Origin of the sequence: Pantoea sp. FN0302 (assembly GCF_050113775.1) — a bacterium.
In the GTDB taxonomy this organism is placed as follows: domain Bacteria; phylum Pseudomonadota; class Gammaproteobacteria; order Enterobacterales; family Enterobacteriaceae; genus Mixta; species Mixta alhagi.
In genome coordinates, this window is sequence record NZ_JBNJSM010000001.1 from 447,368 (window position 1) to 462,050 (window position 14,683).

Here is a 14,683-nt window from a genome sequence, read left to right on the forward strand (position 1 = left end):
AACAATGTTTAGTTCATTTTAATATTCAAGCAATGTTACAAAGTTGTTTTTTAATGACTTAGGCGGCCTTGTGCTGCCTTTGTCCTTTAGCAGGCGCCTTTATACCTGTTAGTGAGAATGTGATTTATACCGCAAAATAGCTGACGGCAAAATTACGCAACTGATTAATAAAATGAATGGAATTCGGTAATGATTCATGATGTTATTTTACCGGATATGAGTATCGCACGAGGGAACGGCTCCTGCCTCACGCGTACGAATAATAAAAAGGTTGATCGAGCTGCATGCGTAAACTCCTTATTTCTCTTTGCCTGAGCGCCGCGTGGGGCTGCGTGGGGCATGTCGCCTGGGCGGCCTCAGAGCCGAAAGCTGAATTTAACTGGCGTGCCGCACCTACCGAGGAGCGCATCGCCACGCTTACGCTACGTGAAGCGATTCTGCGCGCTTTCGCCCGTAATCCACAAATTGCCCAGGCCGCTGCACAGATCAACGTGGGCGAGGCGGAGCTGGACGCCGCCAAAAGCGCCTGGTATCCGCAGATTTCCCTGCAGGCGACCGGCGGACGATCGAATCAGACCAACTCCTCCGGCAGCCTGAACAATACCGCCTCCGGTGGCGTGATGCTTAGCCAGCTACTGTATGACTTTGGGCGTACCGGCGGAGCGATCGATGAGCAGCATGCGCTTTCTGACGCCTACCGTTTTGCCCTGTTCGATACCATGACAACCGTTGCCGCCGATACGCTGCAGACCTACCTGGAGGTGAAGCGCTATCAGGCGCTGGTGGTGTCTGCACGAAAAAATATCGCCTCACTGGAGCATGTGCGCGACATCGCCAGACTGCGTGCCGATGCTGGCCTGAATTCGCAGTCTGACGTGCTGCAGGCGGGCACGCGTCTGGCCGGAATGCGCGCCACGCTGGAGCAGTATCGTGCTCAGCAGCGTTCGGCGCAGGCGCAGCTTACGGTACTCACCGGCGTCATCTCCGATAACCTGCCAGAGCTGCCGGAATCGCTGTTACAGCAGCAGGTAACGCTGGACCGTATCGCCTATGAGAAAAGCGCCGCGGTGCGCAGCGCGCAGGCCAGGCAGCAGGCGGCCCGCGAGCGGGTTAACCAGGCGGCATCGAATCACTGGCCCACGGTTAAAGTGGAGGCGGGACGTACCCGCTATGAAAACGACAACCGATCTTACTGGGATGATGAACTGCAGCTACGGGTAGAAGCGCCTCTTTATCAGGGGGGGCTGGTCGATGCCCGCACCCGCTCCGCTGAGGCGGCGCGTCAGGCGGCGCAGGCGGAAATCCAGCGCGCCAAGCTCGATATTAACCAGAACGCCTCCACCGCCTACGCCGACATGATCGGCGCGCAGCAGCGTCAGCAGGCGGGAGAAGTACAGCTGGAAAGCGCAGAGCACACCCGCTCGGTTTATGCGGACGAGTACCGGCTCAGCAAGCGCAGCCTCAACGATCTGCTCAGCGTCGAGCAGGATGTGTTTCAGGCTGACAGCATGCGCATCACCGCGCTGTATGACGGCTGGAATGCCACGGTGCGCTATGCGGCAGCGGTGGACAATCTGCTGGATATGATGGGCATCGATCGCGAAAAGCAGAGCGGCGAGCGTCTGCCTTCACTGAATTAGCAAGCAGGTAACAGAGATGAATAAGGCAGCGACTATGACCACCTCTACCGATAACTGGATCGCGGCGATGCTGCGGGTTGCCGCCCGCTTCGGCAAGCCCGCCGATGGTAAAACGCTGCGTCAGCAGATGCGCTGGTTTGAGCATCTGCCGTCTGATAAACAGCTGGAGCGTCTGGCAGGGCTGCTGGGCCTGCATCTCAGCATGACGCCGCGTGAAAAGTTACGCTGGCGACAGGAGGTGACGCCGGTGATCCTGCTGCTGGATAACGGCAGCGTGGCAGTGGTCGAGGCGATCGATGCTGAAGGACGCGCGCACTACTGGCTGAGCGATGGCGGCGATGTGGTGCGTGAAAGCGATCTGACGGAGCTGCTGGCGCAAAGTCAGCAGCAGGTGGCGGTGCCCGGCGTGGCGGCGCGCGCACGCGATGCGCGCATTGATGAGTTTGTGCAGCCGTATGAGGAGCACTGGTTCTGGAAAAACTTTCGCGGCATGGGACGGCGCATCGCTGAAATCTCTCTCGCCTCGGTGGTGGGTAATGTGCTGGCGCTGGCGGGCATCCTGTTTTCGATGCAGGTTTATGACCGCGTGATCCCGGCGCAGTCGGAGCCGACGCTGTGGGTGCTATTTGCCGGCGTGCTGATCGCCGCTGCGATTGAATACCTGATCCGTCTGATGCGTACCCAGGTCTCCGATCTGATGGGCAAACGCATCGACCTCAAGATCTCTTCCATGCTGTTTGCGCGAGCGATGAATATTCGTAACGAAGCGCGTCCGAAATCCACCGGTTCTTTTATCTCGCAGCTGCGTGAGATCGATCAGGTACGCGAGCTGTTGACCTCCACCACCGTTGGCGCGGCGGCGGACCTGCCGTTTGTTATTCTGTTCCTGTTTATCATGGGGTTTATCGGCGGTCCGCTGGTGATCATTCCGCTGCTGGCGATCCCGCTGATTGTGATCCCGGGCCTGCTGGTGCAGATCCCGATGGCAAAACTGGCGAAGGAAGGGATGCGCGAAGGAGCGCTGCGTAATGCGGTGCTGGTGGAAACCATTGAGGGCGTAGAGGATATCAAAGCGCTACAGGCGGAACCCTATTTCCAGCGCCAGTGGGAGCAGACGCATGAAGTGAGCGCCGCTATCGGCATGAAACAGCGACTGTGGGGAGCGAGACTCACCGGCTGGGCCTCATCGGTACAGCAGCTGACCTACGCGAGCATGCTGGTATACGGTACCTATCTGGTGCTGGCGGGCGATATCACCACCGGCACGCTGGTCGCCAGCAGCCTGCTCTCCTCACGCACCATTGCGCCGCTGATGCAGCTGACGATGATTTTCTCACGCTGGCAACATGCCAAAAGCGCGATGAAAGGGCTGGATGAGCTGCTGAAAAAGCCGCTCGATCAGCCGGAAGAGGGCGAGATGGCGCACTGTCCGACACTGGCCGGTCATTACGATCTGCGTAACGTGCAGTACACCTACGATGAAGAAAATGTCAAAAATGTGCTGAACATCGGGCAGCTGCAGATCAAGCCAGGCGAGCGCATCGCGCTGCTGGGCAAAGTTGGCGCCGGAAAATCGACGCTGCTAAAGCTGCTGGCGGGACAGGCGAAAGCGACGCAGGGCAAGGTGATTGTTGATGGCGTGGATATCAGTGGTATCGATCCGGTTGATTTGCGGCGTCAGCTGGGCTGGCTGTCGCAGGACTCCCGGCTGTTTTTTGGCACCCTGCGGCAAAACCTGATGCTGGGCAATCCGCATGCCAGCGAACAGGAGATGCTGCAGGCGCTGCGCGTCAGCGGCGCACTGAGCCTGGTGCAGCAGGATGCCGCCAGCCTGGATCGTATTATTAACGAGGGTGGCCGCGGTCTCTCCGGCGGTCAGCGCCAGATGGTGCTTATCAGCCGTATGATCCTGCGTCAGCCGCAGGTGGTGCTGCTGGATGAACCCACCGCCTCGATGGATGAACAACTGGAAGAACATGTGATCCGGCAAATGAAAAGCTGGCTAAGCGGGCGCACGCTGGTATTGGTAACCCATCGTCCGGCGCTGTTAAAGCTGGTGGACAGGATTGTGGTGATGGACAACGGTCGTATTGTCGCAGATGGCCCGCGCGATGATATTTTGCGTAGCGCCAGCGCGGCGAAGCCAACCAAAGGAGATGCCGCATGACGCAGGTTACGGTTGATCGCCAGTTAAAAACCCATGAACGCCGCACCTCGCTGATTATCTGGCTGTGCAGCGCCGCGCTGGTGATCTTTTTGGTCTGGGCGCATTTCGCTATTCTCGATGAAGTCACGGTGGGCACCGGCAAAGTGACGCCCTCCAGCCGGGCGCAGGTAATTGAGAGCCTTGACGGCGGTATCGTTAATCAGCTGAACGTGCATGAAGGGGATATTGTCAGTAAAGGGCAGGTTCTGGCGCGGCTTGATCCAACCCGCTTTCAGTCCAATTTTGGCGAGGCGCAGTCGAAAGTACGCACTCTGCGTGCCTCAGCGGAACGATTACGCGCCGAGCTCACCGGCGAGCCGCTGCAGTTTAGCGAGCAAACGCTGCGTGAGCCGGAACTGGTAGCGCGTGAAACGCAGCTCTATGAGTCACGACGCCGTAATTTACTGGAAACCGTCAACAACCTGCAACAGTCGCTGAAGCTGGTGCAGGAAGAGTTACGCATGACCGCGCCGCTGGTGGCGAAGGGCGCGGCGGGCGAGGTGGAAGTGATTCGTCTGCGTCGGCAGGTGAGCGAACTGCGCGGCAAAATCGACGAAGCGCGTAACGAATATGCGGTGCGCGCGCGCGAAGAACAGGTCAAAAATAATGCCGAGCTGGACGCCCAGCTACAGGGATTGACCGGCAAAGAGGATCAGCTGACGCGTGCCACGCTGTTATCCCCGGTGCGCGGCATCGTAAAAGATATACAGGTGACCACGGTTGGAGGCGTGTTGCAGCCGGGCGGTAAATTGATGGAGATTGTGCCGCTGGAGGATCAGCTACTGATTGAAACCCGCATTAACCCGCGAGATATCGCCTATATTCGGCCTGGCCTGCCTGCCGTAGTGAAAATTACCGCCTACGATTCTTCAATTTATGGCGATCTGGATGGCGAAGTGGAAACGGTTTCCCCGGATACCCTCCAGGATGAGGTAAAGCGCGATCAGTATTATTATCGCGTTTATGTGCGCACGCAAAAAGCGGAGTTGACTAACCGCGCTGGCCGTAAATTTCCAATTCTGCCAGGCATGGTCGCCAATGTAGAGATAAAAACCGGTCAAAAATCAGTAATGGATTATTTAATTAAACCGCTAAATAAAATTAACGAAGCGATGCGTGAACGCTAAGCGCCGTAGCTTGTTTTTTGTGACAACAATGCGAAAAATAATAGGTTTAAATAATAACCCAGACGAATCTCTCAAAGTTTACTCTTTTCCCGTTTTATAATATGCGCGCTGTTAAAAAGTAAAGCGTGTGTATCAGGTTAAATAAATACAGGAAACAGGTTAATGGATGTTTTAACGCAAAAAAATGATGACGGTATTGTTATTACGCTGCACAAACCAGGCGGTGAAGGTAAAAAACCGGTTATCGTTTTATGTCATGGGTTCTGCGGCATTCGAGAAATTCTGCTGCCAGCGTTTGCCGAGGCCTTTGTCGGGGCCGGTTTCGCGGCTATTACCTTTGATTACCGTGGATTTGGCGACAGTGACGGTGAGCGGGGCCGCCTGATCCCGGCAATGCAGATTGCCGACATTCTTTCCGTGGTGCGCTGGGCTCAGCAGCAGCCAGAGCTTGATGCACAACGCATCGGTCTCTGGGGAACCTCTTTTGGCGGATGCCATGTCTTTGGCGCGGCGGCGGAAGCGTCAGAAATTAAATGTATTGTCAGCCAGTTGGCCTTTGCCGATGGTGAAGCGATCGTTAGCGGCCAAATGGATGAGCAAGAGAAAAACGCCTTTATTGCCACACTGGATAAAATGGCTGAAAAGCAGAAAAATAGCGGTAAAGAGATGATGGTGAGCGTCAACCGCGTATTAAGCGATGCCGAATCCAAAGCCTTTTTTGAAGAGAATCGGGCGCTTTATCCAAAGATGGATATTAAAATCCCGTTCCTGACGGTGCGCGAAACATTACAATATAAACCAGCTCTTTCTGCCGCTCAGGTCACATGCCCTTCGCTGGTGGTGATTGCCGAAAATGATACCGTTAATCCACCAGAGCAGGGCCGCGCTTTATTTGCCGCCATTGGTGCTCAGGAGAAGAAACTGTATGAGCAGGCCGATGCCCGTCATTACGATATCTATACCGGCGCACATTTCCAGCAGGTTATTCGCGTTCAGACAGAGTGGTTTAAAAAATATTTGTAACTGAGCAGGAGGCGGATAACCGCCAATCATCAGCTGGCGCGTTTGCAGTAGGGCGCTGGTTAAAAATTGATAAAAAAAGCCGGACAGTTAATGTCCGGCAGAATATAAGGGTAAAACAGCTCATTCAGGGTGAATGAAGGTAATAATGAAATAAAATGATGATAGCGGGATCTATTTTATAACCCTCAATAAGAAATTTTTTATCATTCAGTGCTGATATCATGGTTATTTTTAACTCTCTGATAACCTGTAATAAAGATATTTCTTATCAAATAGTGCTTAATTTTTTAACGCTATGTGCTGTTTAAAAGTTCCACGTAATTTACATTTACCGATAAAAATAAAATATATAGAAACAGTTTTGGAAAATTAGTAGCATTTTCTTTATGGATTATTACTTCTGGCGATTGAACAATGAGCTGTCGACCGAAAAATAAACGCTCGACAAGCAGTGGCAATTATAAGGCACATAACCAGAGGGTAATAAAAATGAAACGTCATATTCTCTCCCTGATGGTCCCGGCGCTGTTAGTAGCAGGCTCCGCAGGCGCAGCAGAGATCTATAATAAAGACGGCAATAAACTTGACCTGTTCGGCAAAGTGGACGGTCTGCACTATTTCTCTGACAACGACGGCAGCGACGGCGACCAATCTTATTTGCGTTTCGGTTTTAAAGGCGAAACCCAAATCTCTGAGCAGCTGACCGGCTATGGTCAGTGGGAGTATCAGGTTGCTCTGAACCATTCCGAAAACGAAGGCACCGAAGATTCTTATACGCGTGTTGGCTTTGCCGGTATCAAATTTGGTGACGCAGGTTCGTTCGACTACGGTCGTAACTACGGCGTGGCTTATGACATCGGCGCATGGACCGATGTCCTGCCGGAGTTCGGCGGCGATACCTACGGCGCAGACAACTTTATGTTCCAGCGCGCTAACGGCGTAGCTACTTACCGTAACAACAACTTCTTCGGCCTGGTTGACGGCTGGAACTTTGCCGTACAGTACCAGGGCAAAAATGACAGCAACCCGGAAGAAGCTGGCAGCCGTAAAGCTGTGGCGCAGAACGGCGATGGCTGGGGCCTGAGCACCACTTACGACCTGGGCAACGGCCTGGGGCTGGGTGCGGCAATGTTCCAGTCTGACCGTACTAACTACCAGAACAGCGGTGCGATTCTGGGCAACGGCGACAAAGCGGAAGCGTATACCGGCGGCCTCAAATATGACGCAAACAACATCTACCTGGCGGCGATGTACACCCGTTCTTATAACGCTACCCGTTTCGGCGACGACGATCAGGCAGCCTACGGTTTTGCTGATAAAGCAGACAACTGGGAACTGGTTGCGCAGTATCAGTTCGACTTCGGTCTGCGTCCGTCCCTGGCTTATGTGACCTCTCGCGGTAAAGATATCCAGGGTTACGGCAAGCAGAACCTGAAAAAGTATATCGACGTAGGCGCGACTTACTACTTCAACAAAAACATGTCTACCTATGTTGATTATCAGATCAACCTGCTGGATGACAACGCGTTTACCGACGCAGCTGGTATCAACACCGATGACGTAGTGGCGCTGGGCCTGGTTTATCAGTTCTAATCATTCCCGCTTTCTGCAAGGCGACGCTCAGCGTCGCCTTTTTTACGCCTCGCTTTAGAGGGGCAGAACCCTCACTGTTTTGCGCGCCGGGCACCATTTTCAGCGCATCTCCCCACATACCTTCAAACCCTGTGCCGCCAGGCGTAAAGCTGCAACAGGCCAGAAGGCAGTATATCCACTGTTGGCGCGAGCCTGCATAGTGCATACGCATTTCCCCTAATAGCGTTAACCTGCCTGAATAAAGCACATCTCGTGCCATCTTTGTTTTGCCCGTTAATCCGGATTTAAGGCACATTTGTCAACATCGCCTGAGCAGAAATGGGGCAAAATGTGCCGCCACGGTGCGTCGTGCGTAGTGCCGCCTCGCCGAACAATACAACGACAGATGAAGATGAAAGCAATGAAAAAAAGAGCGCTGGCAGCGGTAATGCTGCTGGGATTGCTGGCGACGGGCTGTGAACGGCAGCAGACGCCGACGGATAACGGGCTGGTGCTGACAGGTAAAACCATGGGAACCCAGTGGCGCGTTAGCCTGGCGGGCGTGTCAGCAGACCGACAAGAGGAGCTGCGTGCGAAAATTCAGCAGCAGCTGGACAGGGATGACCACGAGCTGTCAACGTGGAAAAAGGACTCCGTACTGTCGCGCTTTAACCAATCTCATGACCTCAGTCCGCAACCTATTAGCCAGGAGATGGCCAATATCGTCACAGTGTCGCTGCGTATTGGCAGGTTAACCCAGGGCGCGATGGATATTACCGTGGGGCCGCTGGTTAATCTGTGGGGTTTTGGTCCGGATAAACAGCCATTGCATACGCCGTCGCAGGCGGAGATCAATGCGGCGAAAGCGTTGACCGGCCTGCAACATTTGCAGGTGATTGAACGCGCCGACGGTGCTTATCTGCAGAAAGATTTGCCGGGGCTGTATGTCGATCTCTCTACCATGGGAGAGGGCTTCGCTACCGATCATCTGGCGCGCCTGATGGAAAAGGAGGGCATCCATAACTATCTGGTCTCGGTTGGCGGCGCAGTGCTGACGCGTGGCCGTAACACTGCGGGCAAAACCTGGCGGGTGGCGATTCAGAAGCCGACCGATCGTGAGAACGCTGTGCAGGCGCTGGTCAATTTACAGGGGCACGGCATCAGCACGTCAGGCAGCTACCGCAACTATTACGAGCTGGACGGCAGACGTATTTCCCACGTCATCGATCCGCAAAGCGGTCAGCCCATTGAACACCGTCTGGTCTCTGCGACCGTTATCGCCACTACCGCGCTGGAAGCGGACGGCTGGGATACCGGCCTGATGGTGCTGGGCACTGAAAAAGCCAAAGCGCTGGCGCTGCGGGAAAAGCTGGCGGTCTATCTGATTACCAAAGATAAAGAGGGTTTCAGCAGCTGGATGTCGCCACAGTTTCGCGCATTTATGTTGCAGGGCGCCTCTGCGTCCCGTTAGCATGCAACAAGGTTTACGGCGGAAAGCGGAGCGGCAATGTTAGATCTGTTTAGTGAAGAAGCCCCCTGGGCTGAGCCTCTGGCAGAGGGTGCGGTTATTCTGCGACGGCGTGCCCGCGAGCAGGCGGCCAGCCTGTTGGCGCAGATTGAAGAGGTAGCGCAGAGTAACCCTTTCCATCATCGCATTACGCCGGGCGGTCACCGCATGTCGGTGGCGATGACCAACTGTGGCGATCTCGGCTGGTCGAGCGATGCGCGCGGCTATCAGTATACCGGTGAAGATAATGAAACCGGACGCCGCTGGCCGCCGATGCCGCAGACGTTTCGTTTGCTGGCACAGGCGTGCGCGCAGGAGGCGGGCTTTAGCCATTTTCAGCCTGACGCCTGCCTGATTAACCGCTATGAACCGGGTGCAAAACTGTCGCTTCATCAGGATAAGGATGAAAAGGATCTGCGACAGCCCATCGTCTCGGTGTCTCTTGGTCTGCCGGCGGTGTTTCAGTTTGGTGGCTTTGAACGCGGCGATGCCGTTCAGCGTGTAATGCTGGAACATGGCGACGTAGTGGTATGGGGTGGCGCCTCACGGCTGCGTTTTCACGGTATCCTGCCGGTAAAAGCGGGCATTCATCCTCTGGCGGGCGCGTTCCGTTACAACCTGACTTTCCGCTGCGCGCGCTGAGGTTAGATCTGTATTATTCTGATTGAGAATTATTATTGCTATCGATTAGCTTCTCATTAAACTGCAGGCTGCTTTGTTTTTTATCAGGATGCAGTTATGGAGTTGCTCTCCGTCGTTTATAAACAGTACCGCTGGCCGTTTATTGCGATAATTGTGCTTAATCTGCTCAGTGCGGCGCTGGGTATCGGCATTATTGCTTACATTAACCGCGAGCTGATTGTCAGTATCAATGCTTCAATGGCGGTTCTGCCAACTTTTCTTGGCCTGTTGCTGCTGCTGATGGCGGTCACGCTGGCCTCACAGCTGGCGCTGACGCTGCTGGGACATCACTTTGTCTGGAAGCTGCGCGGTCAGTTTATCAAGCGTATCCTCGATACGCATATTCAACGTATTGAACAGATCGGCAGCGCACAGTTACTGGCGGGGCTCACCAGCGATGTGCGCAATATCACCATCGCCTTTGTGCGTCTGCCGGAGCTGATCCAGGGGATTATTCTGACCATCGGCTCGGCGGCTTATCTTGCCTGGCTGTCACCGGGGATGCTGGCAGTAACGGCAATCTGGGTTGCGGTGACCATTATCGGCGGCTGGTTGCTGGTTTCGCGTGTTTACAGCCATATGGCGAAGCTGCGCGAGACGGAAGATCGTCTCTATGCCGATTACCAGACAGTGATAGATGGCCGCAAAGAGTTGGCGCTGAACCGCACGCGCGCGCAGCAGATTTATGACACCGTTTATCAGGAAAATGCCAACGCTTACCGGCACCATATCGTGCGTGCCGATACCTTTCATCTCAGCGCGGTTAACTGGTCGAACATTATGATGCTGGGTGCGATCGGTATGGTGTTCTTTATGGCCAACGGTCTGGGATGGGCGAATACCGCCGTCGCCGCGACCTACTCTCTGATGCTGCTGTTTTTACGCACGCCGCTGCTGCAGGCGGTTGGTGCACTGCCAACGCTGTTAAGCGCCCAGGTGGCTTTTAATAAGCTGCGGAGCTTTCAGCTGGCGGAGTGGCACGAGCATTTCTCAACCACCTCCGCTGTCGCCGACTGGCAAACGCTGGAGTTGCGTGACCTGGTTTTCCATTATGGCGATAACGGTTTCAGCGTTGGGCCGATCAACCTGACGCTGAAGCGCGGCGAACTGGTATTTTTGATTGGCGGCAATGGCAGCGGAAAATCGACGCTGGCGATGTTGCTGACCGGTCTCTATCAGCCGGTTTCCGGCACCATTCTGCTTGATGGTGAAGCGGTAACGGATATTGAGCGTTACCGCCATCTCTTCTCTGCGGTTTTCACCGACGTCCATCTGTTTGATCGTCTTATCGGTCCTGACGCGCAGCCGGCCAGCCCGGTGCTGGTGCAACAGTGGCTGGAACGACTGAAAATGCAGGACAAGCTAAAACTGGATGGAAACAGGGTAGTGAACCTGCAGCTGTCGAAAGGGCAGAGCAAGCGTCTGGCGTTGCTGCTGGCAGCGGCGGAGCAGCGTGATATTCTGCTGCTGGATGAGTGGGCCGCCGATCAGGATCCCCATTTCCGCCGGGTTTTCTATCGTGAACTCTTGCCCTGGCTACAGCAAAGCGGCAAAACCGTTTTCGCCATCAGCCACGACGATCACTATTTTATCCATGCCGATCGGCTGCTGGAGATGCGCGAAGGGGAGCTGTACGAGTTAACAGGTAGTGAGAGAGAGAAGGCGACGCTGGATGCAGTTCAGCGCACCGATACCGGGCGTTAGGCGTGTACCGTAAGCCGGGGTATGCGAACGCAACCCCGGCCGAGTGTTGTCAGTCATTTGGCGGGATAGCGAAACCTTTTACCGACAGCACGAAGTGATGCTGAGAGCGGGTAATTTTTGCTCCACGCTCGCACCAGTGGCTGGCAAGATGGAAGAAATCATCGCTGTCTATCTCCCAGTCCAGCTCCACCTTGTTAACGCCTGAATGCAGCAGGGCTTCAGTATCCTGTATGTTTTTTGCTTTAACAGCCGCCATAGCCTGATTCCCGTTTCGTTAAGGTGGCAACAGGCTAGGAAAGATTTGTGACAATAATGTGAAGGTTTTATTAAGTTAAACCGCTTTGTGACAGGGCGCAGCATTTATCCGGCCCTGATTAACTGAAGGCTACCGGATAAAATCGCGATACTTTTCCTGATTTTCTACCAGCGGAAGGGGGAATTGTTCCTTACACAGAGGAACGGCTTTTAATATCCTTTCTCGCTTCCAGATATCCTTCCCTTCTGACATCACAGCCTGAATATGCTCCAGATTATTTAGTTGAGGCACATCATATTCAGTATGAGAGATACTCGACATTTTTTCTGCAATCCGCTCCGGATGCATTAACCAGGAGAAATGCCAGCCGGCATCAGGGATAATGCGGGTGCGGTATTTAAGATAATTCCATTTAAACCATCGCTGGTGAATAGGTGAGCGTTTCACATTACGGAAATCTTCTGGTTTGCCGTTAAAAAAGCGTTGCAGCGTCCTGAAAGTGGTCATTTTGGCTAAGGTACATTTTCGCGGCGAGCCATCAGCGTTGAACACCTGAAGATTAAATTGATAGTTATAAAAATTAAGATGTAAAACTGTACAGAGCGCGCGTTTATTAAAATGTTGTAAAGCCGCAGGTGAAATAATTTCATCAACATCAGAGATAATAATGATGTCTTCATCGTTTGCCTGCGCCAGACCTGCCATCAAATGGTTACGCGTACGTCGTTCATTCTCCCAGGCATCCTCGTGGGGCACCTCATCGAATACCACATAAATAATCTTATCGGCCCATTTTTGAAAGCGGGAAATATCAAAGTTAAGTTTTTTTTTCTTGCCGGTAAAAGTGTGGGTAGATTCAACAATGACAAATTTATCAATATGAGGAGCCAGGACGTTGAGTCGTAACTCCAGCAGCATATCTTCGTCATAATAAAGAAAACAATCGTAAATCATAAAGAATGACCCTGAAACGCGCATAACTGTATGTGTTGATATAGCTAATGATGACATTCCTGCATTTTTTTAACAAGAGATTGTAAGTTTACTGAAATATATGTCGCAGCATCTGGTGTTAGGCACAGCGTGCTTTGCACGCTGTTTGGTGAAAACCAGGCCAGCCTCAGGCCTTCGGCTGGCATCAAATATTGTTCCGATCAGACGCGGAAAGTATCCACCATACCCCGTAAGGCATGAACCTGCTCCGCCAGCGACTGCGACGCGGTGCTGGACTCTTCAACCAGCGCGGCGTTGCTCTGCGTGACACCATCCATCTGACCTACCGCGACGCTGATCTGGGAGATCCCCTGCATCTGTTCTTTTGAAGCGAGCGCGATTTCATCCATCGCACTGGCCAGTTCGCTGACCATAGTGACCACGCTCATAATGCTGGCCGCAGTGCCGTCAGCAACCGTGACCCCTTGATCCACCAGTGTTACCGCCTCTTCGATAAGCCCTTTGATATCTCTTGCCGCCGTGGCGCTGCGCTGCGCCAGGGTGCGCACTTCGCCAGCGACTACCGCAAAACCGCGTCCCTGCTCGCCAGCGCGCGCTGCCTCAACGGCAGCATTCAGCGCCAGAATGTTGGTCTGGAACGCAATACCTTCAATGGTGCTGGTAATGTCCCTTACCTTCGCCGCGCTGAGAGAGATATCAGCCATGGTTTTGTTCATCTTGCGCACGCTCTCTTCCCCGTTACGGGCCAGAGTAGCGGTATCACGCGCCGACCCTGCCGTATGGCTGGCACCTGCCGTGTTGCTTTTCACCGTTGCTGTGAGCTGCTCCATGCTGGCAGCGGTTTCCTGCAGAGCGGCAGCCTGCTGCTCGGTACGTGCAGAAAGCTCGGTATTGCCGCGCGCGATTTCATCCGAGGCGAGTGAAACGGAAGCGGAGGCATCTTTAATCTGTGTGACCATCTCGCTCAGGCGCGTTTGCATACGCAACAGCGAGGCCAGCAGGCTGGTGGTATCGCCCGAACGCAACGACATGGTGGAGGTAAGATCGCCGTCTGCGATGGCCGCTGCCAGCGTCTGCGCCTGCGCCGGTTCACCGCCTAACTGTCGCATCAGGCTCCGTACGGTTATAAAACCTGTTGCCGCCGCCAACGCTATCGACACTGCTACCAGCACGCTCAGGAAAATAAAGGTACGCGTGATTTCGTCGCTGCTATCCGTAACCGCATTGCGGGCGTTTTGCATTTGCACATTGGTCATGATGTTTAGCGCGTCGAGCAACTTATTTTGCGCCGGACGCGTTACGGTCATCAGGTAGGTGGTTGTCTCCTGCTGCAGGTTTTGCAAGCCGAGCTGTCCCGCTTTTTCATAGGCGTTAAATGCCGCCTCTTCATTATCCAGCACCTTGCGGAAGGCATCGCGTCCTGCCGACGTCGAATCAATTTTCATTATCTGCGACAGTTCTTCGCGATTATGAATGTAAAGCTGCTTTTGCTTCTGCAGACGCTCCCACTCCGGCTGCATTGCCTTTGGATCACTCAGCAGCGCCAGGTTGCGAACGGCAATAGCCATATCCCGAATGCTGCCGCGCATATCAAGGATCAGCTGATATTTTTTCATCTTAACGTTCACCGTATCGTCCATGCCTTCCCGAGCATTAGTCAGGGCATGCAGCGCTACGCCAGCGCAAAGAACTAACAGTAAGATAAGCAGGCCATATCCAGCCGCAAGTCGGGTCGATAATTTCATGAGGGTTTACCTGGATGATTAATGAACGTTGTTACTATCGGCCTGCGGTAAAAAGTTTATAGATCCCCTCATTAAAGAAATTAATAAGCGAATGATTGCTCAGGGAAAATATTTCGTTGCGCAAAGAAAATACGTAACCATAGAGAGATATCGAACCTGTCAAACAGGTGTTTCGCAGTGTATTGAGTCAGCCAGGGCGGATTTAACGGTACTTTTTGGGCACCAGTTTAAGCATTATGTATACAGCCAGTAGTGTCAGGCCAATATA

At 53.7% G+C, this 14,683-nt stretch carries 11 protein-coding genes; 8 read left to right on the top strand and 3 right to left on the bottom strand.

The window, feature by feature from the left end:
- The first annotated feature begins 284 nt into the window (after window positions 1–284).
- From ACQE32_RS02060 to ACQE32_RS02095, 8 genes are all read left to right on the top strand, one after another.
- Complete coding sequence (locus ACQE32_RS02060; protein WP_426980759.1) at window positions 285–1,640, top strand: TolC family outer membrane protein; 1,356 nt, start codon at window positions 285–287, stop codon at window positions 1,638–1,640.
- Window positions 1,641–1,656: 16 nt separating this feature from the next.
- Window positions 1,657–3,807 carry a type I secretion system permease/ATPase gene (locus tag ACQE32_RS02065; RefSeq protein WP_427021259.1) on the top strand — a complete coding sequence of 717 codons (2,151 nt, stop codon included), beginning with the start codon at window positions 1,657–1,659 and terminating at the stop codon, window positions 3,805–3,807.
- Window positions 3,804–4,973: an HlyD family efflux transporter periplasmic adaptor subunit gene (locus tag ACQE32_RS02070; protein ID WP_426971936.1), complete on the top strand. Its 1,170-nt coding sequence runs from the start codon at window positions 3,804–3,806 to the stop codon at window positions 4,971–4,973. Before ACQE32_RS02065 ends, ACQE32_RS02070 begins: the two co-directional genes overlap by 4 nt.
- A 162-nt stretch (window positions 4,974–5,135) precedes the next feature.
- Complete coding sequence (gene uilS / locus ACQE32_RS02075; protein ID WP_427021260.1) at window positions 5,136–5,996, top strand: UilS family quorum-quenching N-acyl-homoserine lactonase; 861 nt, start codon at window positions 5,136–5,138, stop codon at window positions 5,994–5,996.
- A 489-nt stretch (window positions 5,997–6,485) separates the two neighbouring features.
- Window positions 6,486–7,589: a porin OmpC gene (gene ompC / locus ACQE32_RS02080; RefSeq protein WP_426971938.1), complete on the top strand. Its 1,104-nt coding sequence runs from the start codon at window positions 6,486–6,488 to the stop codon at window positions 7,587–7,589.
- A gap of 400 nt (window positions 7,590–7,989) precedes the next feature.
- On the top strand, window positions 7,990–9,039 hold the full coding sequence (gene apbE / locus ACQE32_RS02085) for an FAD:protein FMN transferase ApbE (protein ID WP_427021261.1): 1,050 nt from the start codon (window positions 7,990–7,992) through the stop codon (window positions 9,037–9,039).
- A gap of 36 nt (window positions 9,040–9,075) precedes the next feature.
- The gene (gene alkB / locus ACQE32_RS02090; protein WP_426971941.1) at window positions 9,076–9,717 is read left to right on the top strand and encodes a DNA oxidative demethylase AlkB; all 642 of its coding nucleotides are present in this window, start codon (window positions 9,076–9,078) and stop codon (window positions 9,715–9,717) included.
- Between the two features lie 96 nt (window positions 9,718–9,813).
- Window positions 9,814–11,460 (top strand): multidrug ABC transporter permease/ATP-binding protein, encoded by a 1,647-nt coding sequence (locus tag ACQE32_RS02095; protein WP_426971942.1) that lies wholly within the window; start codon window positions 9,814–9,816, stop codon window positions 11,458–11,460.
- A gap of 49 nt (window positions 11,461–11,509) precedes the next feature.
- On the opposite strand, the gene ACQE32_RS02100 is transcribed toward ACQE32_RS02095, so the two are convergent.
- From ACQE32_RS02100 to ACQE32_RS02110, 3 genes are all read right to left on the bottom strand, one after another.
- Entirely contained in the window at window positions 11,510–11,716 is a 207-nt protein-coding gene (locus ACQE32_RS02100; protein ID WP_085071069.1) for a hypothetical protein, read from the bottom strand.
- Between the two features lie 129 nt (window positions 11,717–11,845).
- Window positions 11,846–12,727, bottom strand: a complete 882-nt coding sequence (locus tag ACQE32_RS02105; RefSeq protein ID WP_427021262.1) for a benzoate transporter — start codon at window positions 12,725–12,727, stop codon at window positions 11,846–11,848.
- A gap of 143 nt (window positions 12,728–12,870) precedes the next feature.
- Complete coding sequence (locus ACQE32_RS02110; protein ID WP_426971943.1) at window positions 12,871–14,415, bottom strand: methyl-accepting chemotaxis protein; 1,545 nt, start codon at window positions 14,413–14,415, stop codon at window positions 12,871–12,873.
- Window positions 14,416–14,683: the final 268 nt, after the last annotated feature.

Bases quoted from the DNA above. Each gene is read 5' to 3' on its own strand.
- ACQE32_RS02100 (WP_085071069.1), bottom strand. From the start codon at position 11,716: ATGGCGGCTGTTAAAGCAAAAAACATACAGGATACTGAAGCCCTGCTG.
- ACQE32_RS02110 (WP_426971943.1), bottom strand. From the start codon at position 14,415: ATGAAATTATCGACCCGACTTGCGGCTGGATATGGCCTGCTTATCTTA.
- uilS (WP_427021260.1), top strand. From the start codon at position 5,136: ATGGATGTTTTAACGCAAAAAAATGATGACGGTATTGTTATTACGCTG.
- ompC (WP_426971938.1), top strand. From the start codon at position 6,486: ATGAAACGTCATATTCTCTCCCTGATGGTCCCGGCGCTGTTAGTAGCA.
- ACQE32_RS02060 (WP_426980759.1), top strand. From the start codon at position 285: ATGCGTAAACTCCTTATTTCTCTTTGCCTGAGCGCCGCGTGGGGCTGC.
- apbE (WP_427021261.1), top strand. From the start codon at position 7,990: ATGAAAAAAAGAGCGCTGGCAGCGGTAATGCTGCTGGGATTGCTGGCG.
- ACQE32_RS02065 (WP_427021259.1), top strand. From the start codon at position 1,657: ATGAATAAGGCAGCGACTATGACCACCTCTACCGATAACTGGATCGCG.
- ACQE32_RS02070 (WP_426971936.1), top strand. From the start codon at position 3,804: ATGACGCAGGTTACGGTTGATCGCCAGTTAAAAACCCATGAACGCCGC.
- ACQE32_RS02105 (WP_427021262.1), bottom strand. From the start codon at position 12,727: ATGTCATCATTAGCTATATCAACACATACAGTTATGCGCGTTTCAGGG.
- ACQE32_RS02095 (WP_426971942.1), top strand. From the start codon at position 9,814: ATGGAGTTGCTCTCCGTCGTTTATAAACAGTACCGCTGGCCGTTTATT.
- alkB (WP_426971941.1), top strand. From the start codon at position 9,076: ATGTTAGATCTGTTTAGTGAAGAAGCCCCCTGGGCTGAGCCTCTGGCA.